This window comes from Streptomyces cyaneofuscatus (assembly GCF_033109485.1).
In the GTDB taxonomy this organism is placed as follows: domain Bacteria; phylum Actinomycetota; class Actinomycetes; order Streptomycetales; family Streptomycetaceae; genus Streptomyces; species Streptomyces cyaneofuscatus.
Window position 1 is genome coordinate 536,203 of sequence record NZ_CP137002.1, and the last position, 24,653, is coordinate 560,855.

The window sequence follows — 24,653 nt, forward strand, 5'->3', positions numbered from 1 at the left end:
GGCGCTGACACCGGGCGTACGGGCGGCGCTCACGTCTGCGGGGCGAGCGAGAGGAAGCGGCGCAGGTAGCGCGGGTCGGTGCGGCGCAGCGAGAGCAGGACGTACAGGTCCGCCACGTTGAACTCGGGGTCGTACGCCGGGGCTCCGCAGACCCAGGCGCCGAGCCGCAGATAGCCGCGGAGCAGGGGCGGCAGGTCCGCCCGGGAGCCGGGTCCGGCCTCCGGGTGCGCGGAGGCGTCCCAGAGGCGGTGCGGGGAGACCCAGAACTCCTCGGGCGCCAGGTGGGCGGTGCGTACGGTGTTCCAGCTGCGGGCGGCGAGCGTGCCGCCGTCGGCCAGCGGCAGGGAGCAGCAGCCCGCCAGCCAGGTGTGGCCGGAACGCTCCATGTAGCGGGCGAGCCCGGCCCAGACGAGGGCGATGACGGCGCCGTCGCGGTGGGCGGGGTGGACGCAGGAGCGGCCGACCTCGACGAGGTCGTCGCGGATGGGCGCGAGGCGGGTGAGGTCGAACTCGCTCTCCGCGTAGAGCCGTCCGGCTATCCGGGCGCGGTCGGGCGGCAGCAGGCGGTAGGTGGCGACGACCTCGTCCGTGGCGGTCTCGCGGACCAGCAGGTGGTCGCAGTACGCGTCGAACGCGTCGCTGTCGATGCCCGGTTCGGGCCCCTCCAGCCTGGCTCCCAGCTCACCGGCGAACACCTGGTGGCGCAGGCGCTGGGCGGCGCGTACGTCCTCCTGGCCGGTGGCGAGGGAGACCCGGTAGGCGGGTTCGGGGAGACGGGGAGCGGCGGGGGCGGGCCGGGTGGGGAACGGTGCGGGCGGGGCGGTGGGCAGCACGGTCATGGCAGTCTCCGGGGACGGATCAGCAGGGACGGCTGCCGGGCCCTCGGGGTGCGAAGGCCCGGCCCCCTACTTCTTCCGTCACCGGCTGGATTCGACGTGTCCGCCGTGGAGCGCGGGGATGTGCGACGGCTGAATCCCCAGGGACGCCGTCCGGCCGTCCAGGGGTACCGGCGGCCCGGTCAGCTGCCGGCGAGCATGGCCGTGATGCGCTCCGACGCCTTCTTCGCCGCCAGGGCCGGGTCGGCGCCCGTGAGCACCGCCGTCATGTACGGCTTGATCGGGTTCTCCGCCTCGACCTTGGCCCACTGCGAGGAGTTGGGCGTGGCGCGGCCCTGGCTCGCGCCCTCGGCCATCGCGGCGGTGCCCTCCTCGCCTTCGACGACGTGGGCGAGCTTGGGCTTGTTGGGAACGTAGCTCATGGTGCGGGCGAGTTCGGTCTGCCACTTCTCGCTCGCCAGCGCCTTGACGACGGCGATACCGGCGCTGCGCTGGTCGGCCTTCTTCGGGACGATGAGGTCCGAGCCGCCGGTGAAGACGGAGCCGGGGGCCTTGGCGGTCTTGCCGGGAATGGGGAAGTAGCCGAGCTTTCCCTTGAGTTCGGGATTCTTCTGCTCGATGAGCGCGGCGCTGCCGGGGAGCGAGATGATCTGGGCGACGTCTCCCTTGGCGAATACGTCGTTCTGCGGCGGCTTCTCCTCGTCGGAGTCCGCCGGCCCCTCGCCGAGCGCCTGGAGTTCCTTGTAGAAGTTCATTCCGGCGAGCGCCTGGGGGGTGTCCAGGGTGCCCCGCCAGTCACCGCCGCCGCCCTCGGCGAGTTCGCCGCCCTCGTCCCAGATGAATCCGGCCAGCACGTACCAGTTCTGACCGGCCAGATAAATACCCTGCTTGCCCTGGGTGTTGAGCTTCTCGGTGTCCGAGATCCACTCGGCGCGCGTCTTGGGGAGGTCGTCCACGCCGGCGGCCTTGAAGATGTCCTTGTTGTAGATCACCACGCGGTTGGCCGCGTACCAGGGGATGCCGTACTGCACACCGCTGATCTGGCCGGGCTGGGCGAGGCCGGGCAGCCAGTCCTCGCTGCCCAGGTCACGCATCGATTCGAGGGTGAGGTCACGCAGGCCGCCGCTCTCCGCGTACTGCGCGACCTGGGTGTTTCCGACCTCGATCACATCGGGGGCGTCGTCGCTCTCCAGGGCGTCCAGGACCTTGGGGCCGATGCCGCCCCACTCCTGGATCTTGAACTCCAGCGTGACGGAGGGATTCTCCTTCTCGTACGTGCTGGTGAACTTCTCCAGGAATCCCTGCGAGACGCTGTCCTTCATCAGCCAGACCGTCACCGTGCGGTCTCCGCCACCCGAGCCGGAGAAGTAGCCACATCCGCTGAGCGTGACGGACGAAACGAGCGCGACGGCTCCGACGAGTATGCGGTTCTTCACGTGGTCACCTTCTGCGAAACGGCACGACGAAATCAGGACCCGGTGTGGGGGGATTGCGGGCGGCGCTCGCACGGGTGTTTGGCTGAATTTTGGTATGGACCAATCAGTAGGTCAAGGCGTGTGCTCGTCCCCATTCGCCCCACTCGCCCTCTCGCGCGACACCCGGCTTTGAGGCACCGTGGTCAGCAGAGAGGAGACAAAACATGTCCAACCACACCTATCGGGTCACCGAAATCGTAGGAACCTCCGAGGAGGGCATCGACGCGGCGATCCGGAACGGCGTCGCAAGAGCCGCGGAAACGTTGCACAATCTCGACTGGTTCGAGATTAACCAAGTGCGCGGTCATATCGAGGATGGCCGAATCGCGCACTACCAAGTCGGCCTGAAGGTGGGCTTCCGGCTCGACGAAAACGCCTGATCAGGTACGCCCGTCCCGCTCCTGTCCATCCTTCAGCGCCTGTGACGGGTCGAACCAGCGGGCCCGGACCACCGGGAATCCGGCCACTTCGGCCGCATCGCAGACCAGCTCGTCGTCGTCGACGAGCATGCGCACCTCACGCGACCGGCCCAGCCGCCGGAGGATGTCCAGCTTCGTCCGGCGGGCCGGGCGCCGGTCGTCGTTGCGCCGCATGAACAGCTGTCCGCCGGGCAGTCCCTGACGGCTCAGCCAGTCCACGGTGGCCCGGCGGCAGCGCTCGGGCCGCCCGGTCAGATAGACGACCTCGCACTCCTCGGCGCTCGCGAGCACGAGGGCCACCCCTTCGGCCAGCGGCGGATCGTCCGGGGCGGCGGCGAAGAAGCCGTTCCAGTCGCGCTTCGGCCCTTCCAGGAAGTGCTGCCGGTGGGCCGTGTCGGCGAGCGTGCCGTCGAGGTCGAACACGGCCAGCGGCCGGGCGTCTTCGTTCATCCGGCCAGCTTAGGAAAGCTCGGCGCCGACCGCGTACCGAAGCACTCCGGCCCTGCCCCCGACAGCTGACGCCCGGCCCCGCCGGGAAGGACCGGCGGGCGGCTGCCGCCGTCACCGCTGCCCGTTTGTCTCTACGGACGGCCGAGGTCAGAAGGCACTCTCACTCTGGCGCCGGTATCGACCGCGGCGCGACCACCGACCGAGGAGAGACGGCGATGTCCGACCACACCGAGAGCGTCTACCGCGTCGTACTCAACGACGAGGAGCAGTATTCGATCTGGCAGGCCGAGCGCGAGCTGCCCGCGGGCTGGCGGGCCGAGGGAACCCAGGGCAGCAAGGAGGAGTGCCTCGACCACATCGGGCGGGTGTGGACGGACATGCGCCCCGCCAGTCTGCGCCACCGGATGGAGAGCGAGGCCGCCGAGGCGGCCACCGGTAGGGCCGGATGCCAGAGCCTCCCGGTCTGATCCGCCTACCGACACCGAGGGGAAGTCCGGCGATGAACTCCGTCTCCCAGCCGAGATACCGGTCGGCCCTCGTGGCGCAGGCTGCCGGGCCTGCGGACGAGGTAGCCCTACCGTCCGACACCATTCAGCCGCCCGGCCCCGCATCCGCCGGGTACGGCCCGGACCGTGCGGGCGCGCTGTCGGCCGTCGGCGGGACGCCTCTGGTGGAACTGACCCGGCTGGTGCCCGGCGCCCGCTTCCGGGTCTGGGCCAAGCTGGAGTCGGTCAGCACCGGCGGCAGCATCAAGGACCGTTCCGCCTACGCCATGCTGAGCCACGCCGTCGCCACCGGCGCGGTGGTCCCCGGCAGCGGTACCGTGGTCGAGTCCAGCTCGGGCAACCTCGGTGTCGGCATGGCCCAGGTCTGCCGCGCCCTGGACCTGCGGTTCATCTGCGTGGTGGACCCACGCACCAATCCGCAGAACATCGCGATCATGCGAGCGCTCGGCGCCGATGTGCACACGGTCACGGAAGGCGACCCGGTCACCGGCGAGTTCCAGCCGGTGCGGATCGCACGCGTGCGGGAGCTGGTCGACGCGCTGCCCGGGGCCTACTGGCCCAACCAGTACGCCAACCCCCGCAACGCCTGGGCGCACCGGATCACCATGGCGGAGATCGTCGAGGACCTGGGCGCCGCGCCCGACTACCTGTTCTGCACGATCAGTTCCTCGGGCACTCTGCGCGGCTGCGGCGACCTGATCCGCGACCGCGGACTGCCCACCCGGGTGGTCACCGTGGACGCCGAGGGCAGCGCCATCTTCCGGCCGCCGACCGGACGCCGGCTGATCCCCGGTCATGGCGCGGCGGTCCGGCCCCCGCTCTACCGGGGCGGGCTCGCCGACGAGGTGGTGCACGTCAGCGATCTGGACAGCCTGGTGGGATGCCGCCGGCTGGCGCTGCGCGAAGGGCTGCTGCTCGGCGGCTCCTCCGGCGCGGTGGCCACGGCCCTGCAACAGATGGGCGACCGCATCCCGGACGGTGCCACCTGCGTGCTGATGATGCCGGACCGTGGCGAACGTTATCTGAACACGATCTACGACGACGGGTGGGTGGAGCGCCAGTTCGGCGAGGTGTCCCACCTGTGGAAGGACGAGGTGGCCGACGTGGCCGAGAACAGCGGGATGACCGGGGTGGCAGGATGCTGACGATCGGCAACGGAGACGTACGGCGGCTTCTGGACGACCGGGAGCGGGAGGTACTGGACGCCGTGCGCGAGGCGTATCTGCTCCATGCCGCCGAAGACACGTCGCTGCCGCACTCGGTGTTCCTGCGCTTTCCCGACGACCCCGGCAACCGGATCATCGGGCTGCCCGCGTACCTGGGTGGGGCGGAGCCACTGGCCGGGATGAAGTGGATCGCCTCCTTTCCCGGGAATGTCGCGGAGGGTCTGGAGCGCGCTTCCGCCGCGATCATCGTCAACTCCATGCGGACGGGCAGGCCGGTGGCTCTCGTGGAGGGGTCCACCATCTCCGCTCGCCGCACCGCGGCGAGCGCCGCTCTCGCCGCCGTCTCCCTGCCGTCCGAGGACGGCCGGGAGACGGGTGTGTCGCTGATCGGCTGCGGTGTGATCAACTTCGAGGTGCTCCGCTTCCTCCTGGTCGTACGGCCGGAGATCACCGACATCACCGTCCACGACCTGGATGCCCGGCGGGCCGCGGACTTCCGGGACCGCTGCTCCGCCGAACTGGCCGGGGACGGCCGTGTGGTGCGCGTGGCGGAGAGCGCCGGGGCGGCGCTCTCCGCGCACCGGCTGGTCAGTCTGGCGACCACGGCCACCGTGCCCCATCTGGATCTCGACGAGTGCCTGCCGGGCACGCTGGTGCTGCACGTGTCACTCCGGGACGTCACGGTCGAGGGCGTCCTGGACGCGGTGAACGTGGTGGACGACCCCGACCATGTCTGCCGGGCGGCCACGTCGGTCCATCTGGCGGAGACGCGGGTGGGCAGCCGCTCGTTCATCGGCGCCACGCTCGGCGAGCTCCTGAGGGACGCGGAACCGGGCCCGCGGGACCCGGCACGCACCACTCTGTTCTCGCCGTTCGGTCTCGGGGTACTGGATCTGGCGCTGGCCGGACTGGTGGTGCGCGAGGCTCGCGCGGCCGGTGTCGGCCACGAGATCGCCGGCTTCCTCCCGGAACCCAGGACCGTCGAGACCGTCTGAGCGGGCCCGCGTCTGGGGAGCGGCCCCCCATATTTCGGCTGCACCCCCATACCTCTTGGCCAGGAACCGACTTCTCGCAGGTCAGAGCCGATCCTCACCCACGGCCCCCGTGCGTTTCCGGACGCGCACGGGGGCCGTTCCGCGCTCATGGACATCGCGGGGGCGACCGGAGGTGGGGGCACCGCGGAAATCTGGGGGTGGTGTACCGATGTCCCGCGCGCCCTCGGACTCGATGCTCGGTGACACCGGCGAGAGCCGTTGCCGAGCGAGGAGGAAGATCCATGAGGAATACGGTGCGCGTGAGCGTCGTCGCTGTGGACCCGGTGCTGGAGGCAGGCACCTTGAGCGCCCTGGCGAGCAGCCCGGAGATCCTGCCCGCCGTCGGGGGCGAGCTTCCGGACGTGACGGTCGTCGTGGTCGACCGGGTGGCCGACCCGGTTCTGGACCTGCTGCGCCGTACCCGGGCCGCTGACCACCGCCCGGAGGTCGTCCTGGTCGCCACCGAGCTGAGCCCGCCGGAGGCGCTGCACGCCATTGCCACGGGGGCCCGGGGTCTGCTGCGCCGCCGGGAGACCAGCGGCCCGCGACTGGCCCACGCCGTGCTGGCCGCGGCGAGCGGGGACTGCACGGTGCCGCCCGATCTGCTGGACGGGCTGCTGGAGCAGCGTACGGAGGACGCCGGGGCGGGTGTCGCCGATGCCTGGGGGGCGGCGGGGCTCAGTGAGAGGGAACGCGCGGTGCTCCGGCTGGTGGCCGAAGGCCACGAGACCAGCGAGATAGCGGGACGGCTCTCGTACTCGGTCCGGACGGTGACGACGGTGATGCACAACGTGACCCAGCGATTCCGGCTGAGGAACCGCGCCCACGCGGTCGCCTACGCGCTCCGGGCGGGTCTCCTGTGAGCGCCGCGCCGCCCACCGCCCGCACCCCGGCCGGCGCCTCCGCGCCCCACCGTGCCGCCACGGACCGGACCGCGGTGCGCGTCCACGTGCGCGCCGCGGACGACGACCTGCGGCGGTCCTGGCACCGCCGGCTGTCCGGGGCGGGAATCCCCCTGGTGGAGGGCGGATCGCCCCGCCCCGATCTGGTCGTGCTGGCCGCCGGGAGGACCGTGGACGAGGCGGTCGAGTCGTGCCCCGCCCCCGCGCTCAGAGGCCGGAACCGGCACGGGGTCCTGGTGGCCGCCCAGTCGGTCTCCCCGGACGGTGTGCTGCGGGCGGTGCGGGCGGGGGCCCGGACGATCCTGCGGACCACCGACGCCACTCCGGAGCAGCTGGTGGCCGCCGTCCACTCGGCCCACCACGGCGACGGCCGGCTTCCCTACGGTGTGCTGGTGCGCCTGCTCGGCGCCTCCCAGCAGTCGGGTCCCGAGCCCGCGACGGCTCTCCCCGACACTCCCCGTACCGCCCGGACAGCCCCGCTGACGCCGCGCCAGACAGCAGTGCTCACCCTGGTCGCCGAGGGCCACGGCAACGCGGTGATCGCCCAGGCGCTGTCCTGCTCGGAGCACACCGTCAAGAACGTCATCTACGAGCTGATGGCCCGGCTCCAGGTCCGGAACCGGGCCCATGCGGTGGCACGCGCGGTGCGAGCCGGGCTGATCTGACGCAGCGGCCCCGCAGGAGCCGCGAACCGCGTGTGGGCCCGAGGTCGGTGACCTCGGGCCCGCACGCGGTTCCGTCGCGTCAGTGGACGAGATCACCGCGGACGGTGCCGCTGCCGGGCGCGGGCTCGGCCAGATCCGAACCGGTGAGCGACACCTGCCGGTTGTGCTGGTCCACGTGGACGACGCTGGGCACGAGCGCCTTGGCCTCGGCGTCGGCGACGGAGGCGTACGAGATGATGATGACCAGGTCTCCCGGCTGGACCAGCCGCGCCGCGGCTCCGTTGATGCCGATGATCCCGCTGCCGCGTTCGCCGGAGATGACGTAGGTCTCCAGGCGGGCGCCGTTGGTGATGTCGACGATCTGGACCTGCTCACCGGGGAGCAGGTCGGCGGCGTCCATGAGGTCCTCGTCGATCGTCAGCGATCCGACGTAGTGCAGATCGGCCTGGGTGACGGTGGCGCGGTGGATCTTGGACTTGAACATGGTCCGGAACATGGCGTGGTCTCCAGTATCTGTCGTACGGGAAGGGGATGGACAACGGGTTGCTCAGTGGTGACCGTCGGAGCCGGCCCCGGTCGCCCCGGCGGGTGCCTTGCGGGGTTCGGCCGGAGCGGGCACCTCGGCGGGCGCCGGTTCGGCGGGGGCGGTGATCGCGGTCATCGTGGCCCGGCGCACCGGGCGGGAGAAGGTGGCGGCCAGAGCCATGAGCACCATCCACCCGGCGAGCACCGCCGCCGCGGCCCGCACCCCGAAGCCGTCCAGCAGCAGGCCGCCTGCCAGCGCCCCCAGCGACAGCGCGCCGTTGGCCAGCAGGCTGGACGCGCTCAGCACCCGGCCACGCAGTCCGTCGGGGGTGACGGCCAGCTGGTAGGTGCCGACCGCCACGTTCCAGATGGGCCCGACGAACCACATCGCCGTGTAGGCGATCGCGGCCGGCCACAGCCCGCCCCCGAAGGCCAGTACGCACATGAGCAGGGCCCACACCCAGTTGGCCCCGATCACCAGGGAATTCATCCTGAGGGTGCGGCCGATCCGGCCGGCGACCAGCGCCCCGAGCATCCCGCACCCGCCGGCCACGCCCACGAGCACACCGATCGCTGCCGGACCCGCGCCCTCCTCGGCGAGCAGCACGATCATCAGCAGGAAGAGCGCGCGGAACAGCAGGTTGCTCCCGGCCACCAGGAGCGCGGTGGTGCGCAGCAGCGGTTGCCGCCAGAGCCAGGTGAGCCCCTCGGCCATCCGGCCCGCCTGCCGCCGCACCCGGGTGGTGCGGCTCTCCCCCGCCGCGCCGCCGCTCGGACCGGCCCCGGCCCGTTCGCCGGGGCGGGCCGTCTGGAAGTCCTTCCGGATGCCCAGCAGGGTGGCCAGCGAGACGAGATACGCGAAGGTCTCCAGCACGAAGGGGACCGCCCGGCCGACACCGAAGAGAATCCCCCCCAGGGGAGTCCCGATCATGGTGGCGGCCCGGCCCCGCGCCTCGTTCCCGGCGAGCGCCGCCGACAACTGGCTGGGGTGGACCACGTTGGGCACAGCGGCGGTGGAGGCAAGCCCGTTGAGGACCGTGAGCGTGCCCTCCACGAACCCGACCACCATCACATGGGCCAGCCGGAGTTCGCCCAGGAGCAGGGCCAGCACCACACTCGCCGCGCCGACGGCACGCAGTCCGTCGCACCACATCATCACGCGCTTGCGGTTCCAGCTGTCGACCAGGATCCCGGCCGGCAGCTGGAAGATCAGGGCGGGCAGCAGCACCACGAACCCGACCAGCCCCGCGGCGGAGGGCGACCCCGTGACCGCGAGCACCAGCAGCGGGTAGGCCACCGTGGACGCCGTGGATCCGATGATCGCCACCGCCGAACCGCTCCACAGCAGCAGGAAATCCCGATTGCGCCGCAAGGGCGGTGGCGCGGGTGCGGCACCCGCGTGGTCGGCGACCCTGCTCATGGGCCTGTTCTCCATTCAGACACGGGGAATCCTCTCGAAGGCCGCACGGGACACCCGGCACGACGGTTGGGCCACCGGGCCGCACGGTGACGTCAGCGTGCCGCGCGGCGGCGGACCGGCCCAGGGAAGGACGCGCAGAATGGGGCGCACCCACCGTGCCGACGACTCCGCCGGATGTTCTCTGCCCTGTCGGGAGCCGTGCGCCGACCCTGGCCGGTATGACCGCAAACCCTTCAGCCCTGTTCACGCCGGCCTCGGCCGAGTCCCGGACCTCAGGGCAGACGCTTCCTCATCTGATGACGGCCGCCCCCGGGGGCTCCGCGGCGGGCCGGCTGGCCGCCGCCCGGCCGGAGATCCGCGCCCGACTGCGTGAGCACGGTGCCGTGCTGCTGCGTGGTTTCGGCGACGACGGCGTGGACGGCTTCGAGCGGACGGTCCGCGCCATCGGCGGCGAGCCGCTGACGTACGCGGAGCGCTCCTCGCCCCGCTCCACCATCAAGGGCCAGGTCTACACCTCGACCGACTATCCGCCCTCCGAGGAGATCTTTCTCCACAACGAGAACTCCTACCAGGCGACCTGGCCGCTGACGCTGTTCTTCCTCTGCGTGACCCCGCCCGACACGCTGGGCTCCACCCCGCTCGCCGACACCCGGCGGGTGCTGGCCGCGATCGACCCGCAGGTACGGGAGGAGTTCGCCGCCCGGGGCTGGATGGTGGTGCGCAACTTCACGGACGGCTTCGGCGTCCCCTGGCAGCACGCCTTCAACACCGAGGACCGCGCCGAGGTCGAGGCGTACTGCGCTCGCAACGGTGTGGTCGCCGAGTGGACCCCGGGGGGCCTGCGGACCCGGGCACGCCGCGAGGCGGTGCACCGGCATCCGGTGACCGGGGAGCGCGTGTGGTTCAACCACCTGACGTTCTTCCACGTCACCACGCTGGGGCCGGACCTCTGCGGTGCGCTGCGGGAGATGTACGAGGAGGCGGACCTGCCGACCAACACCTATTACGGCGACGGCGCCCCGGTGCCGGACGAGGTGGTGGCACACCTGCGGGACTGCTACCGCGCCGAGCAGCGGCGCTTCGACTGGCAGCAGGGCGATGTGCTGGTCGTGGACAACATGCTGGCCGCACACGCCCGGGAGCCGTTCACCGGCCCCCGCAAGATCGCCGTCGCCATGGCCGAGCCGTCCAGCGGTCCGGTCGAACAGGACTGACCCGCCGCCCGGCCCCGTACGCCGACCGCGCCCCACCGCCCCACCGCCCCACCATCATCTGCCCAGGGAGACGACCGATGGCACCCGTCGACGGCGGTTATCCGCTGTCCTTCGCACAGGAACAGCTCTGGCTGCTCGACCAGCTCAGGTCGGGCGACGCCGCCGAGTATCTGATGCACGAAACCTTCCGCATCCGCGGCCCGCTGGACACGGAGGCGTTGATCGCCGCGCTCACCGAGACAGCCGCCCGGCACGAGGTGCTCCGCACCCGGTACGCCGACGAGGACGGCGTCGGCATCCAGCTCATCGACGAGCCGGAGCCGGTGAAACCGGAGCTGGCCGACCTCGGCGACGTCCCGGAAGAGCAGCGCGAGCAGGGCCTGCGGGAGTTCGGCGCGAGCTGGGCCGCCAGGCCCCTCGACATCCGCCGGGAGCATCCCTGGCGTGTGGCAGTGGTCCGGCTGGCACCGGAGGACTGGGCTCTGCTGCTCACCTTCCACCACATCGCCTTCGACGGCTGGTCCTGGGGCCTGCTCGCCGACGAACTGCGCGAGTCGTACGCGGCGTTCGCCTCCGGTGGCGCCCCGGCGCCGGCGGATCCGGAACTCCAGTACGCGGACTACGCGGAGTGGCAGCGCGAGTGGTGGACGGCGCAGCCCGAACTGATGGACCGCCAACTCGGTTACTGGCGGCAGCGGCTGACGGACACGACTCCCCTGGGCCTGCCCACCGACCGGCCCCGGCCGGCCCAGTGGGACGCCACGGGTGACACCGTCGCCTTCACCGTGCCGGCGCCCCTCGCGGCAGGCTTCTCGGCGCTCGCCAAGGAGCAGGGCACCACGCTCTTCATGGCCGGGCTCGCCGCGTACCAACTGCTGCTCGGGCGCTACTCCGGGGCCGAGGACATCGCGGTCGGCGTCTCCCTGGCCAACCGGGACGACGCCCGGCTGGAACGGCTGATCGGGCTGTTCCTCAACACGGTGGTGCTGCGTACGGACCTGGGCGGCGCCCCGGACTTCCGGGAGCTCCTGTCCCGGGTGAAGAGCACCACGCTGGACGCCTACAGCCACCAGGAGGTGCCCTTCGAGCGGGTGGTCGCCGACCTCGCCCCGGAGCGGGACCCGGGGCGCAACCCGGTCTTCCAAGCCGGGTTCGCACTGCACAACGCACACCGCCGCCCGTTCGCGCTCCAGGGCCTGGAGGTCACCCGGGTCGCCGGGGGCGCGCGCAGCTCCGCCTTCGACCTCTCCCTCCACCTGACGGAACGTCCGGACGGCACGATCGGCGGTGAGTTCATCTATCCGACCGCGCTCTTCGACCGGGACCGGGTGGAGCGCATGGCCGAGAACTTCCTCCATCTGCTCGGCCAGGTGGTCGCCTCGCCCGGCACCCCGGTGGACCGGCTGGAGCTGACCGCACCGGCGGAGCGGGCCGTGCTCACCGCCTGGGGGCAGGGTGTGTCCCGGCCCGCCTCGCAGGACCGCTCCGGCCACGGCCTGGTCGGGATGGTGCTCGACCGGGCGGCCGCCACCCCGGATGCGACAGCCGTGGCGTACGACGGAGGCTCGGTGGACTACGCCGGGCTGGCCGGCCGGATCACCGGGCTGGCGGTCCGGCTGCGGGAGGAGGGGGTCCGCCCCGGCACCCCCGTCGCGGTCAGTCTCCACCGCGGCCCGGAGCTGGTGACAGCGATCCTGGCCGTGCTGGCCGTCGGCGGAGTCCATGTGCCGCTGGCCCCCGATCTCCCCGACGTCCGGCGGGAGTTCCTCCTGTCGGACTCCGGCGCGGCGCTGGTGCTCACCGAGGAGGCCCTGCGCGACGGCTTCGGCGGGGACATCCCGGTGCGTGCGCTGGACGCCGAGTGGGCCGGGACCGGTCCGGACGCCTCGTCCGCGGCCTTCCCCCACCAGGCCGGTCCGGACGAGGCGGCCTGCGTGGTGTACACCTCCGGATCCACCGGTACCCCCAAGGGCGTGGTGGTGACCCACGGCGGGCTGCGCAACCGGGTGCTGTGGTCGGTGGAGGCGTACGCGATGACCGCGGCGGACCGGCTGCTCCAGAAGACCACCATCGGGTTCGACGCCTCCCTCTGGGAGTTCCTCTCCCCGCTGGTCTCCGGCGGCACCGTGGTGATGGCCCCGGCGGACGCGCACCGGGACCCGTCCGTGATGGCCGCCGCCATGGCCCGCCACCGGGTCACCCTGCTCCAGGTGGTGCCCTCGGTGCTGCGGCTGCTCGTACAGGAGCCGGCCCTCTCCCGCTGCACCGCGCTGCGGCTGGTCAGCTCGGCCGGGGAACCACTGCCCGCCCAGCTGTGCGAGCGGCTGCGCGCGGCGGTGCCCGGGGTGGAGGTCTCCAACACCTACGGCCCCACCGAGTGCTCCATCGACTCGACCGCCCACCGCTACACGGGCGAGGGGCTGCCCGGATCCGGCACGGTCGCCATCGGCGCTCCCCTGACCGGTGTGGGTGTCTCCGTGGTGGACCGGGCGGACCTGCTGGTCCCGGTCGGGGTCCCCGGTGAGCTGTGCGTACGGGGAGCCGGCCTGGCCCGGGGGTATCTCGGCCGCCCCGGGCAGACGGCCGAGCGTTTCGGCGTCGACCCGTACGCCACGGTGCCCGGCGGTCGCTGGTACCGCACGGGCGACCTGGTCCGCTGGCGGGCCGACGGGACCCTGGAGTTCCTGGGCCGGAGCGACGACCAGGTGAAGATCCACGGTGTCCGGGTCGAGCCGGCCGAGATCGAGGCCCTGCTGCTGGCCCATCCCGCGGCGACCGCTTCGGCGGTCGTGGCCCGGCCCGGGGCGCACGGCCAGCTGGAGCTGACCGCCTACGCCGTGCCTGCCACCGGAACGGACCCGGCCGGGCTGCGGTCGGAGCTGCTGGCCCACCTCGCCGCGCGGCTGCCCGCCGCGGTCGTGCCCTCCCGGCTGGTCCTGCTGGACGCCCTCCCCCTGACCGCCAGCGGGAAGGTGGACCGGGGAGCGCTGCCCGGCCCCGAGGAGGACGTGGCACCGTCCGCCGCGATCGGACCGGACCGCACCACTCCCCGTACGGCGACGGAACAGGCCGTCGTGGCAGCCATGGCCTCGGTCCTGGAGATTCCCGAACCGGGACCCGATGACGACTTCTTCGGACTGGGCGGCCACTCGCTGCTCGCCATCCGGCTGATCCTCGGGCTGCGCCGTGCCTTCGGCATCGAGATGACGGTGGCCGACCTCTTCGCCGACCGCACCGCCGCCGCCCTGGCCTCCCGCATCGACCGGGCCACCGGGGCCGCTCAGGCGGAGGAACCCGGTCAGGGACCTGGCGGGATCGTTCCGGTCTCGCGGGACGGTGTGCTGCCGCTCTCCTTCGGCCAGCAGCGCATGTGGTTCCTGGACCGGCTGGAGCCGGGGAGCCAGGAGTACCTGATCCCGCTGGCCCTGCGGCTGCACGGCCCGCTGGACACCGAGGCCTTCCGGCGAGCGCTGGAGGAGGTGGTACGGGTGCACGAGGTGCTGCGAACCCGGTACGAGGAGCGGGACGGCAGCCCGGTGCAGCTCATCGACCCGCCCGGTCCGGTGGCGTACCGGGAGGTGGACCTCTCGGGAACCGACGACGGACCCGTCCGTGCCCGGGAGCTGCTGGAGGAGGCCCTGCGCGTCCCCTTCGACCTGGCGGCCGAACACCCCTTGCGGGTCACGGTGATCCGCGCCGCTCCCGGCGACCACTGGGTGGCCCTGGCCGCCCACCACATCGCCTTCGACGCCTGGTCGACCAAGGTGTTCCTGCGTGACCTGGACACCGCGTACACCGCGTTCGCCGCGGGCCGTCAGGCGCCGCTCCGTCCGGGACCGGTCCAGTACGCGGACTTCGCCGCATGGCAGCGCGCCCAGGAGGACACCCCGGAGACCGCTCGTCAGCTGGAGCACTGGCTGGAGCGCCTCGGCGGTCTCACCCCGGTCGAGCTGCCGTCCGACCGGCCGCGCGGCGCCACCCGCGACGCGGCCGGGGACACCGTCGTCGTCGACGTCCCCGACGCCCTGGGCCGCGCGGTGACGGAGCTGGGCGAGCGGTCAGGCGCGACGCCCTTCATGACGCTGCTCGGCGCGTTCCAGGTGCTGCTGCACCGCTACACGGGCCGTACGGACATCGCGGTGGGCGTTCCGGTGGCCGCCCGGACCCGGGAGGAGGCGGAGGGGCTGCTCGGCCTCTTCGTGAACAGCCTGGTCATCCGTACGGATCTGAGCGGGGACCCGGCCTTCACCGGACTGCTGGAGCGGGTGAAGGAGGTCTGCCTGGAGGCGTTCGCCCACCAGGACGTCCCGTTCGAGCAGCTCGTGGACGAGCTGGCGACCGACCGCGACCTCTCCCGCAACCCGCTGTTCCAGGTGATGTTCGAGCACCAGCACATGGGCGGGCTCACCTCCACGCTCGGCGGGCTGGCGGCCGAACCGCTCAACGCGGGTCCGCGGACCGCCAAGTTCGACCTGACGCTGACCGTGAAGGAGCGTCCCGACGGACGGATGCACTGCTGGTTCGAGTACGCGAGCGCACTCTTCGACCGCTCCACGGTGGAGCGGATGGCCGCCCACTATCTGCGCCTCCTGGAATCGTTGACCGCCGCGCCCGACACGGCCGTGGCCGGTCTCGATCTGATGTCGGACGCCGAGCGCCGGCAGTTGCTGGACGTCTGGCCCGACCCGTACGCCGCCCGGCTGCCGGAGATAGTCCCCGAGGACGAACGCGGGCTGACCGTGCCGGAGCTGTTCGTCCGGCAGGCCGCCCGCACCCCGGACGCCACCGCCCTGGTCTTCGGTGAGGAGGAGCTCGACTACGCGGCTCTGGAGGCCCGCTCCGCCCGCTTCGCCCGGCGCCTGCGAGCCCTGGGGGCCGGTCCGGAGACCCCGGTGGCCTCCTGCCAGGAACGCGGCATCGACGCCGTGGTCACCCTGCTCGGTGTGTTGCGGGCGGGTGCGGTCTACGTACCGCTGGACCCCCGCCATCCCCGGCAGCGCCTCCTGCGGACCGTCGAGGACGCCGAGGCCCGGTTCCTGGTCACCACGTCCGAGCACGCGGACAGCCTCACCGGCGCCGGCCATCAGGTGCTCACCGTGGACGCCCTGGCCGCTGACGGCGCCGAGGGGGCGCTGCCGGACGTTCCGGCGGCCCCGGAGAACCTCGCCTACGTGATCTACACCTCCGGTTCCACCGGGCGCCCCAAGGGGGTGATGATCGACCACCGCGCCTATGCCCACCACTGCCGCATCGCCGCCGACGCGTACGGGATCGGCCCGGGTGAACGGGTGGTCCAGCTCTCCTCCCTGACCTTCGACGTGTCGATGGAGCAGATCGCCGCCCCGCTGCTGACCGGTGCCGCCGTGGTGATCGCCGACCCGCTGTTCTGGAGCCCGGCCGAACTCCCCGCCCGGCTGGCCGAACACGGTGTCACGGTCATGGAGACCACCCCGGCCTACTACCGGGAGGCGATGAACTACGACACGAGCGTGCTCACCGGGCTGAAGCTGATCAACCTCAGCAGCGACGTGGTCACCGTGGCCGACGCCCGGCAGTGGGCCGCGAGCGGGCTGCCCGGACGCTTCGTCTGCTGCTACGGCCCCACGGAGGCGACCGTCACCTGCCTGCTGCACACCGGTCCGGCCGGGCAGAGCGGGGAACGGGACACCGCGTCCATGCCGCTGGGCCGCCCCTTCGCGGGCACCCGGGCCTACGTCCTGGACGCCGGGCAGCGCCCCGTACCGATCGGTGTGCCCGGCGAACTCTGTGTCGGCGGCGTCCGGCTGGCCCGCGGCTACCACGGGCGGCCGGAGCTGACCGCCGCACAGTTCGTGCCCGATCCGTTCGGCGGCGCGGGCGAGCGGCTCTACCGCACCGGTGACCTGGTGCGCTACCGGCCGGACGGCACCCTGGAGTTCCTGGGCCGGATCGACCAGCAGGTGAAAATCCGCGGGCTGCGCATCGAGCTCGGGGAGATCGAGGCGGCCCTCACCGGCCATCCCGGCGTCGGTGCGGCGGCGGTGACCGCGCCCGAGATCACCCCGGGCGACCGCCGGCTGGCCGCCTATGTGACCGGCCTGGACGGCGCCCCCGCCCCGGACCCGGAGACGCTCCGTGAGCATCTGCGGGAGGGGCTGCCCGACTACATGGTTCCGGCGCTGTGGACCGTGCTGGACTCCCTGCCGATGACCGCCAGCCAGAAGATCGACCGCAAGGCCCTGCCCGCCCCCGCCACCGCTCTCGAACGCGCCTTTGTGGCGCCCCGGGACCCGGTCGAGGAGGCGGTCGCCGCGATCTGGGCGGAGGCGCTCGGGGTCGACCGGGTCGGTGCCGAGGACGACTTCTTCGCCCTGGGCGGGCACTCGCTGCTGGCCACCCGGGTCCTGGCCCGGCTGAGGGAGGCCTTCGCGGTGGAACTTCCGCTGCGCCGCCTCTTCGAACACACCACCGTCACCGCCCTCGCGGCGGCCGTCACCGAGGCCGTCGAGGCCGCTGTCGCCCAGCTCTCCGACGCAGAGGTCGCGGAACTGCTGAACCCGGAAGGCGCACGATGACCCACCAGACACTCGACCCCGCGGACCTCCGCGCCCGCCTGCTCCGGCAGCGGCTGCGCGGTGCGGCCGCCCCCGCCCCGTCCGACGGCATCCCCCGTGCCCCGCGCGGCGGTCCGCTGCCGCTCTCCTCCGCCCAGCAGCGGCTGTGGGTGCTGGACCGGCTGAGTCCCGGTTCCACCACCTACCTCATGACGGCCGCGCTACGGCTGCGCGGCCCTCTGGACCCCGGGGCGCTGCGGGGTGCGCTGGACGCGCTGGTGAGACGGCACGAAGTGCTGCGCACCCGTTACGAGGTCGTCGACGGCGACCCGGTCCAGATCGTGGACCCGCCCGCCCCCGTGGACCTCGTCGAGGAGGATCTCGCCGCGCTGGACCCGGCGGACCGCGCACGCCGGCTGGCGGTGCTGGGCACCTCGGGGCGGCGGCCGGTGGACCTGGCCGAGGGGCCCGTACTGCGGGCCGTCCTGGCCCGTTGCTCGGCCGAGGAGCACGTTCTCTTCCTGACCGTGCACCACATCGCGGCGGACGGCCTGTCGGAAGAGCTGATGGTGCGTGAGCTCATGGCCGACTACCGCCGGTCGATTGCCGGGGAGGAGTATCCGGAACCTGCCGCGCCCGCTCTCCAGTACGCGGACTTCGCCGTCTGGCAGCGGGCCCGGCTCACCGAGGAGAAGCTCCGGGAAGGCCTCGCCCACTGGCGCGGGCGGCTGGCGGGGCTCACGCCGCTGGAGCTGCCCACCGACCGGCCGCGGCCCGCGGTCCGGGACGAGAGCGGGGCCGTGGCGCCCTTCACCGTGCCGGCCGACGTCGCCGGCCGGCTCTCCCGGCTGGCCCGTGAACGCGGCGCCACCCCGTTCATGGCCGCTCTCGCCGCGTTCCAGGTGCTGCTCGGCCGGTACGCGGGCAGCACCGACATCGCCGTCGGCACCCCCGTGTCCGGCCGGGACCGGACCGAGACCCAGAACATGCTGGGGCTCTTCCTCAACACCCTGGTCCTGCGCACCGACCTCTCGGGAGCCCCCGGCTTCGGCGAGGTGCTGGACCGGGTGCGGGAGGGCTCGCTGGACGACTACGGCCACCAGGAGGTGCCCTTCGAACGGCTGGTGGACGCGCTGGCTCCGGAGCGCGATCCCTCCCGTACACCGTTGTTCGGCGCCATGTTCCTCTGGGAGGGCACCGACGGTGAGTCCTCGGAGGCGGACGCCGGGGGTGCGGAGACGATCGTGGTGGAGCGGCTCGCGGTCGGTGAGACCACCGCCAAGTTCGATCTGACGCTCAGTGTCGCCGAGCAGCCGGACGGATCGCTCTCCGGCGGACTCAACTACGCCACCGCGCTGTTCGACGCGGCGACGGCCGCCCGCATGGCCGGTCACTTCGTCCGGCTGCTCACCGCCGCCGTGGCCGAGCCCGACGTCCCGGTGGCCGAGCTGGAGCTGATGTCCCCGGCGGAGCTGGAGCAGGTCGTCCACCGCTGGAACGACACCGCCGTCCCGTTCCCCACCGGCACGCTGCACGGGCTGTTCGAGGCCCAGGCCGCGGCGACCCCGGACGCGGTGGCGGTGGCCGACGAGGACGGCACGCTCGGCTACGCCGAGCTGGACCGCCGCGCGGAGGCGGTGGCCGACGCGCTCAGGGCCCGGGGGGCCGGTCCCGGCACCGTGACCGGGGTGTGCCTGGAGCGCTCCCGGGGGCTGCTGGTCGCCCTCCTCGGTGTGCTCAAGGCGGGCAGCGCCTACCTCCCGCTGGAGCCGGATCTCCCTGCGGAGCGCCGCCGGTACATGCTCTCCGACTCCGGTGCCCGGGTCGTGCTCACCGATACCGGGGCCGGCCCGGACGGGGTGCCGGAGGAGGTCGCGGTCGTGCCCCTGGCGCGGGGCGGAATGCTGCCCGACGGGGCCCCTGCCCTGCCCGGGGGCTCCTCCGGCCCGGACGACGCCGCGTACGTCATCTACACCTCCGGGTCCACCGGCCGCCCCAAGGGGGTGCTGGTGGAGCACCGGGCGATCGTCAACCGGTTGCACTGGATGCAGCGGGAGTTCGGCCTCGACGCCACCGACCGGGTGCTCCAGAAGACCCCGATGGGCTTCGACGTGTCGGTCTGGGAGTTCTTCTGGCCGGTGATCACGGGCGCCACCCTGGTGATGGCACGCCCCGGAGGCCACCGGGATCCGGCGTACCTCGCCCGGACCATCGCCGAACAGTCCATCACCACCCTGCACTTCGTCCCGTCGATGCTGCGCGCGTTCCTCGCGGGCCCCGTGCCGGCGCTGCCCTCGGTGCGGCGCGTCGTCTGCAGCGGCGAGGCGCTGCCGGGGGACCTGGTCACCGCGTCGGTGGAGCGTCTGGGGGTCGCCCCGCACAACCTCTACGGCCCGACCGAGGCGGCCGTGGACGTCACCCACGCCCCCTGCGTTCCCGGACAGCGCGTCACCATCGGCAGGCCCATCGCCAACACCCGTACCTACATCGTGGACGCGGCCCTGCGGCCCGTCCCGGTCGGGATCCCGGGAGAGCTGCTGCTGGGCGGTGTCCAGCTGGCCCGGGGCTACCCGGGACGGCCCGCGCTGACCGCCGACCGGTTCGTCCCCGACCCCTTCGGCGGGGAGCCCGGCGCGCGGCTCTACCGCACCGGCGACCTGGCCCGCCATCTGCCGGACGGCTCCATCGACTATCTGGGCCGGATGGACCACCAGGTGAAGATCCGCGGCCAGCGCATCGAGCTGGGCGAGATCGAGGCGGTCCTGCACGAGCACCCCTCGGTCAGCGCCGCGGCCGTCACGGTGCACGACGGGCGGCTGGTGGCCCATCTCGTCGGCCACCCCTCGCCGGAGGCCGGCGCCCCGGACACCGACGCCGTACGGACCTGGCTCCGCGAGCGGCTGCCGGACGCCATGGTGCCCGGCGACTGGACGGTGCTCGACGCCCTGCCGCTGACCGCGAGCGGCAAGACCGACCGCAAGGCGCTGCCCGCCCCGGACCGCAGCCGGGAGAGCCGGGCCGGTGAGTACACCGCGCCCCGCACCCCGGTGGAGCGGACCATCGCCGAGGAACTGGCCGCCGCGCTGGACCTCGACCGGGTGGGCGTCCACGACCGGTTCTTCGACCTCGGCGGCGACTCCATCCGGGCGATCCGCGCGGTGGGGGCGCTCACGGCCCGCGGCCTGGCCCTGTCCGTACAGCACCTCTTCACCCACCCCACGGTCGCCCAGCTCGCCACCGTCGCCACCGAGACCAGCGGCAGCGGGCAGGGGCACGAACTGGTCGCCCCGTTCAGCCAGCTGACACCGGCCGACCGCGAGCGGCTGCCGGACGGGCTGGCCGACGCCTATCCGCTGGGCGAGGTCCAGGCCGGGATGGTCTACGAACTGCTGGCCGATCCGGACGCCAACACCTACCAGAACGTCAGCAGTTTCCACTTCACCGACGACGGCCCCTTCGACCTGCCCGCGCTGCGGGAGGCGATCCGGCGCCTCGTCGACCGGCACGAGATCCTCCGTACCTCCTTCCGGCTGTCCGGTTTCTCCGGACCGCTCCAGCTCGTGCACGCCAAGGCCGAGGCGGAGGTCGGGTTCACCGATCTGCGGGAGCTGGACCGGGCCGGACAGCGCGCCGCCGTCGCGGAGTTCCGCGCCGCCGAGCAGCGCGTACCGTTCGACCTGGAACGCGCCCCGCTGCTCCGCTACCACGTGCACCGCACCGGTGAACGCACCTGGACGCTCACCCACACGGAGTGCCACGCGATCCTGGACGGCTGGAGCCACCACTCGGTGATCCAGGAGATCCGCGCCGACTACGGCCGTATCCGCGAGGACGCCGACTGCGCCGTCACACCCCCGCCGCGGGCCCGCTACGCCGACTTCATCGCCCTGGAACAGCAGGCGCTGGAGTCCTCGGAGGACCGGGCGTTCTGGCAGAGCAGGATCGACGGCTTCCCGCGCCTGGAGCTGCCCGCGCCCACCGCGCCGACGGAGTCGGGTGGGCCCGCCCATGAGGTCCGGGTCTCCTGGGCGGGACTGGACCCGGAGCTGCGCGCCCTGGCGGCCCGTACCGGCACCTCGCTCAAGACGGTGCTCTACACCGCCCATCTCACGCTGCTGGGCCTGATCTCCGGACAGCGCCGCTTCTTCGCCGGAGCCGTCTGCAACGGCCGCCCCGAACTCCCGGACGGCGACGAGGTGCGCGGCATGTACCTCAACACCGTGCCGTTCGCGGTCGACCTGGAGGCACCGAGCTGGGAGGAGCTGCTGCGCGCGGTCTTCGCGGAGGAGGCCGCCATCTGGCCGCACCGCCGGTACCCGCTGCCCGCCATGCAGCGGGAATGGGGCGCGGGGGTCCCGCTGGTCGACGTGATCTTCGGCTACCTCGACTTCCATGTACTGGACCAGTCCGGCTCCGCCCCCGAGGCGGTCACCGACAGCAGCCCCAACGAGTTCACCTTCGACGTGTGGACCTTCCCGGGCGAGCTACGGATGACCTGCCGGCCGGGCTGGGCCGACCGGGCCCGGCTGGAGACGATGGCCGCCGCCTTCGTGGAGGTGCTGCGGACCATGGCCGAGCGGCCGGAGTCCTCCCCCGCGTCCTTCCGCGCCGTCGGCCTGGCCGGCGACGCCTCCGGTCCGGTGCCCCGTCGGCTGCCGCCCGAGGTGACCCTGCCGGAGCTGATCGGCCGGGGCGCCGACCCGGGGGCGGTGGCCCTGGTCGACCGTGAATCGACCGTGACCTACGGCCAGTTGGAGGAACGCGCCAACCGGTTCGCCCACCTGCTGCGGGCCCGCGGGGTGCGCGCCGAGGACCCCGTGGCGGTCTGCCTGGAGCGCGGCGCGGAGACGGCGGTCGCCCTGCTCGGCGTGGTCAAGGCGGGCGGCTGCTACGTACCGGTCGACCCGGAGTACCCCGAGGAGCGGATCGGCTATCTGCTCTCCGACTCCGGTGCCCGGCTGCTGGTCACCCGCTCCGACCTGGCGGACCGGCTCCCCGGAGATGTCCCGACGGTGCTCCTGGACACCGCGCGGGACGAACTGGAGGCACAGCCTCCCACCGCCCCGGAGGCGGGCATCTCCCCCGACAACACCGCGTACGTCATCTACACCTCCGGATCCACCGGCCGTCCCAAGGGCGTCCAGGTCACCCACCGCAATGTCGTGCGTCTGGTGCACGACGAGAACCACGCGGAGATCGGGCCGCGGGACACCGTCCTGGTGGTCTCTCCGCTGGCCTTCGACGCCTCCGCCTTCGAGCTGTGGGGCACGCTCGCCAACGGCGGCCGGCTGGCGTTCGCCCCGCCCGGCACGCCCACCACCGCGGGCATCGCCGAGGTGCTGAGCGAGCACGGGGTGACCGTGGCGTTCCTGACGACCAGCCTCTTCCATCTGATGGTGGAGAGCTGCCCGGACACGCTGACCGGTCTGCGTACGCTGCTGACCGGCGGGGACGTGCTCTCCGCGAGCCGGGTACGGGACGCGCTCGGCCACGGGCTGCGGGTCAGCAACATGTACGGGCCGACCGAGTGCACCACCTTCGCCACCGGGCAGCACGCGCTCACCCTGGAGCAGACGGACCGGCCCATCCCCATCGGCCCGCCGATCGCGCACACCACCGCGCTGGTCACCGACGAGGACCTCCGCCCCGTTCCGTACGGTGTCGCCGGCGAACTGCTGCTCGGCGGTCCCGGGGTGGCCCGTGGTTACCTGGGCCGCCCGGAGCTGACCGCCGACCGGTTCGTACCCGACCCCACCGGCACCTGGCCCGGTGGCAGGCTCTACCGCACCGGCGACCTGGTGCGCCAGGACCCGGACGGCGTGCTGCACTTCCTGGGCCGCCGCGACCACCAGGTCAAGGTGCGCGGCCACCGTATCGAGCTGGGCGAGGTCGAGGCGGGTCTGAGCGGTCTGCCGGGGGTGCACGAGGCGGCGGCCGCCGTGCGTCCGGGCCCGGACGGCGACAAGCAGCTCGTCGGCTACATCGTTCCGGCGGAGCACAGCGGTTTCGACCCGGCGCTCCTGCGTTCCTCACTCCGTGCGAAGGTCCCCGGCTTCCTGGTGCCCAGCGCCTGGGTCCGGCTGGACGAGCTGCCGCTCAACGCCAACGGGAAGCTGGACCGCGCGGCGCTCCCGGCGCCGGACGGCGGCACCGGTGGTGAGGTGGTCGCCCCGCGCACCGCGGCCGAACGGGCCCTGGCCGAGGTGTGGGCGGAGGTCCTCAACCTCGAACAGGTGGGAGTCCACGACGACTTCTTCCTGCTCGGCGGGCACTCCCTGCTGATTCTGCGGGCCATCGCACTGCTCCGGGAACGCCACGGCCTGGAGCTGACCGTACGGGCGTTCGTGGAGCACCACACCCTGGACGCCATCGCCGCAGCGGCCGAGCGCGGCGACTACGGGGACACCTCGCGCACCGCCCTGATGTGGCTGCGCGCCGAGGGCGACCGGGCGCCGCTGTTCTGCGTCCACCCCGGCGGCGGCAGCGCCCACTGGTACCAGCGGCTGCTCCCGCACCTGGCGCCGGATCTGCCGGTCGCCGCCCTGGAGTGGCCCGGCCTCCAGTCCGGTCCTGGGCTGCCGGTGCCCACCGCCGCGGAGATGGCACAGCGGTACGTCGCCGAGATCCGCGCGGCCCGTCCGCACGGCCCGTACCGGCTGCTGGGCTGGTGCGGCGGCAGCGGCATCACCGCCGAGATGGCGGACCGGCTGCGGGCGGACGGGGAGGAGGTGACGTTCGTCCTGCTCGATCCGGGCCTGGACAGCCACGAACGGCAGGGCCTGTGGGAGGAGTTCCACCTGATCGAGAGCTGCACCGCCAAGCTGGAGGAGCTGGCCGCCGCCGGCCCGGAGGAGGACACGGGTGCGCTGCGCGAGGAGATCCTGAAGCTGCTGGACCACCTGGTGGACGATGCCGACCCGGAGACCGGGATCGTGCTCCCCGAGCGGAACGGGGCCGATGTCTGGCTCCCTTCGGCCCGGATCTGGCGCGAGGTGATGGAGATGACGCTCACCTACCGGCACCACCACGTCCCCGGCACGCTGCATCTGATCATCAGCGACGAACTCGCCCGCGGTGAGCACGAGGTGGCCCTCGGCCAGTCGTACGAGGAGTACCTGAGCCGCTGGCGGGAGCTGAACTCGGGGGTCGAGGTCCACCGGGTCCCCGGCGACCACTTCGGCGTCATGCGCCTGCCCCACGTCACGTCCCTGGCCTCGACCCTGGCCTCGGTGCTGGACTGACGTCCCGGGGAGAGGACCGGACAGAGCCCGGCCGGAGCACACGCTCCGGCCGGGCTCCGTGCTGTCGCCCGCGCCCGGCCGATGCGGAGGGCGCGGGGGACACTCCGCGCGGCGGACGGGTGGGCGGTCGCGTCGATCCTCGGCGGCCCACTCCGTCGACGGGCGGTGCCCCGACCGCACCGGCCGGCTCCCCGTACCTCGGTCCGGCCCCGGACATGACGACGGGGTGCCCGGCCGCTGCGGCCGGACACCCCGTGCGAGGGTCTT

13 protein-coding genes and 1 pseudogene are annotated in these 24,653 nt (G+C 72.9%); 9 read left to right on the forward strand and 5 right to left on the reverse strand.

All coding sequences use genetic code 11. The features are described from left to right. Positions 1 to 29: 29 nt before the first annotated feature. Entirely contained in the window at positions 30 to 839 is an 810-nt protein-coding gene (locus tag R2B67_RS02200; protein WP_317816112.1) for a GNAT family N-acetyltransferase, read from the reverse strand. A 179-nt stretch (positions 840 to 1,018) separates the two neighbouring features. Beyond that, on the reverse strand, positions 1,019 to 2,272 hold the full coding sequence (locus R2B67_RS02205; RefSeq protein WP_317816113.1) for an extracellular solute-binding protein: 1,254 nt from the start codon (positions 2,270 to 2,272) through the stop codon (positions 1,019 to 1,021). A 203-nt stretch (positions 2,273 to 2,475) separates the two neighbouring features. Here R2B67_RS02205 and R2B67_RS02210 point away from each other — a divergent pair, with 203 nt between their 5' ends. Continuing rightward, positions 2,476 to 2,691 carry a dodecin gene (locus R2B67_RS02210; RefSeq protein WP_018513053.1) on the forward strand — a complete coding sequence of 72 codons (216 nt, stop codon included), beginning with the start codon at positions 2,476 to 2,478 and terminating at the stop codon, positions 2,689 to 2,691. Here R2B67_RS02210 and R2B67_RS02215 read toward each other — a convergent pair whose 3' ends face one another. After that, positions 2,692 to 3,180: a phosphatase domain-containing protein gene (locus R2B67_RS02215; RefSeq protein ID WP_317816115.1), complete on the reverse strand. Its 489-nt coding sequence runs from the start codon at positions 3,178 to 3,180 to the stop codon at positions 2,692 to 2,694. Between the two features lie 215 nt (positions 3,181 to 3,395). Between R2B67_RS02215 and R2B67_RS02220 the strand changes: the two genes are divergently transcribed. The 5 genes from R2B67_RS02220 to R2B67_RS02240 all read left to right on the forward strand — a co-directional run bounded on the left by R2B67_RS02220 (position 3,396) and on the right by R2B67_RS02240 (position 7,453). Beyond that, positions 3,396 to 3,647, forward strand: coding sequence for an MbtH family protein (locus tag R2B67_RS02220; protein WP_018513055.1), 252 nt, complete (start codon positions 3,396 to 3,398; stop codon positions 3,645 to 3,647). 32 nt (positions 3,648 to 3,679) lie between these two features. Next, positions 3,680 to 4,831: a 2,3-diaminopropionate biosynthesis protein SbnA gene (sbnA, locus tag R2B67_RS02225; RefSeq protein ID WP_317816118.1), complete on the forward strand. Its 1,152-nt coding sequence runs from the start codon at positions 3,680 to 3,682 to the stop codon at positions 4,829 to 4,831. Further along, positions 4,825 to 5,847 carry a 2,3-diaminopropionate biosynthesis protein SbnB gene (sbnB, locus tag R2B67_RS02230; protein ID WP_109980568.1) on the forward strand — a complete coding sequence of 341 codons (1,023 nt, stop codon included), beginning with the start codon at positions 4,825 to 4,827 and terminating at the stop codon, positions 5,845 to 5,847. Before sbnA ends, sbnB begins: the two co-directional genes overlap by 7 nt. 281 nt (positions 5,848 to 6,128) lie before the next feature. Further along, positions 6,129 to 6,749 carry a helix-turn-helix transcriptional regulator gene (locus tag R2B67_RS02235; RefSeq protein ID WP_026241672.1) on the forward strand — a complete coding sequence of 207 codons (621 nt, stop codon included), beginning with the start codon at positions 6,129 to 6,131 and terminating at the stop codon, positions 6,747 to 6,749. Next, positions 6,746 to 7,453, forward strand: a complete 708-nt coding sequence (locus tag R2B67_RS02240) for a response regulator transcription factor (protein WP_317816119.1) — start codon at positions 6,746 to 6,748, stop codon at positions 7,451 to 7,453. Before R2B67_RS02235 ends, R2B67_RS02240 begins: the two co-directional genes overlap by 4 nt. Positions 7,454 to 7,532: 79 nt before the next feature. On the opposite strand, the gene panD is transcribed toward R2B67_RS02240, so the two are convergent. Together panD and R2B67_RS02250 are read right to left on the reverse strand one after the other, a co-directional pair. Continuing rightward, positions 7,533 to 7,949 carry an aspartate 1-decarboxylase gene (gene panD / locus R2B67_RS02245; protein ID WP_018513060.1) on the reverse strand — a complete coding sequence of 139 codons (417 nt, stop codon included), beginning with the start codon at positions 7,947 to 7,949 and terminating at the stop codon, positions 7,533 to 7,535. A gap of 51 nt (positions 7,950 to 8,000) precedes the next feature. Further along, complete coding sequence (locus tag R2B67_RS02250; RefSeq protein ID WP_237329077.1) at positions 8,001 to 9,398, reverse strand: MFS transporter; 1,398 nt, start codon at positions 9,396 to 9,398, stop codon at positions 8,001 to 8,003. Positions 9,399 to 9,694: 296 nt separating this feature from the next. Between R2B67_RS02250 and R2B67_RS02255 the strand changes: the two genes are divergently transcribed. The 3 genes and pseudogenes from R2B67_RS02255 to R2B67_RS02265 form a co-directional block, all read left to right on the forward strand. Next, entirely contained in the window at positions 9,695 to 10,612 is a 918-nt protein-coding gene (locus R2B67_RS02255) for a TauD/TfdA family dioxygenase (RefSeq protein ID WP_317824763.1), read from the forward strand. A 77-nt stretch (positions 10,613 to 10,689) separates the two neighbouring features. After that, positions 10,690 to 17,166 carry a non-ribosomal peptide synthetase gene (locus R2B67_RS02260; RefSeq protein ID WP_317816120.1) on the forward strand — a complete coding sequence of 2,159 codons (6,477 nt, stop codon included), beginning with the start codon at positions 10,690 to 10,692 and terminating at the stop codon, positions 17,164 to 17,166. Further along, positions 17,163 to 24,386: pseudogene (locus R2B67_RS02265) on the forward strand (non-ribosomal peptide synthetase); the annotation flags it as partial. The gene R2B67_RS02260 and the pseudogene R2B67_RS02265, both read left to right, overlap by 4 nt. Positions 24,387 to 24,653: the final 267 nt, after the last annotated feature.

What these genes read in the sequence shown, in the direction of transcription:
- sbnB (WP_109980568.1), top strand. Translation starts at nt 4,825, where the DNA reads ATGCTGACGATCGGCAACGGAGACGTACGGCGGCTTCTGGACGACCGG.
- R2B67_RS02210 (WP_018513053.1), top strand. Translation starts at nt 2,476, where the DNA reads ATGTCCAACCACACCTATCGGGTCACCGAAATCGTAGGAACCTCCGAG.
- R2B67_RS02235 (WP_026241672.1), top strand. Translation starts at nt 6,129, where the DNA reads ATGAGGAATACGGTGCGCGTGAGCGTCGTCGCTGTGGACCCGGTGCTG.
- panD (WP_018513060.1), bottom strand. Translation starts at nt 7,949, where the DNA reads ATGTTCCGGACCATGTTCAAGTCCAAGATCCACCGCGCCACCGTCACC.
- R2B67_RS02200 (WP_317816112.1), bottom strand. Translation starts at nt 839, where the DNA reads ATGACCGTGCTGCCCACCGCCCCGCCCGCACCGTTCCCCACCCGGCCC.
- R2B67_RS02250 (WP_237329077.1), bottom strand. Translation starts at nt 9,398, where the DNA reads ATGAGCAGGGTCGCCGACCACGCGGGTGCCGCACCCGCGCCACCGCCC.
- R2B67_RS02260 (WP_317816120.1), top strand. Translation starts at nt 10,690, where the DNA reads ATGGCACCCGTCGACGGCGGTTATCCGCTGTCCTTCGCACAGGAACAG.
- sbnA (WP_317816118.1), top strand. Translation starts at nt 3,680, where the DNA reads ATGAACTCCGTCTCCCAGCCGAGATACCGGTCGGCCCTCGTGGCGCAG.
- R2B67_RS02255 (WP_317824763.1), top strand. Translation starts at nt 9,695, where the DNA reads ATGACGGCCGCCCCCGGGGGCTCCGCGGCGGGCCGGCTGGCCGCCGCC.
- R2B67_RS02215 (WP_317816115.1), bottom strand. Translation starts at nt 3,180, where the DNA reads ATGAACGAAGACGCCCGGCCGCTGGCCGTGTTCGACCTCGACGGCACG.
- R2B67_RS02220 (WP_018513055.1), top strand. Translation starts at nt 3,396, where the DNA reads ATGTCCGACCACACCGAGAGCGTCTACCGCGTCGTACTCAACGACGAG.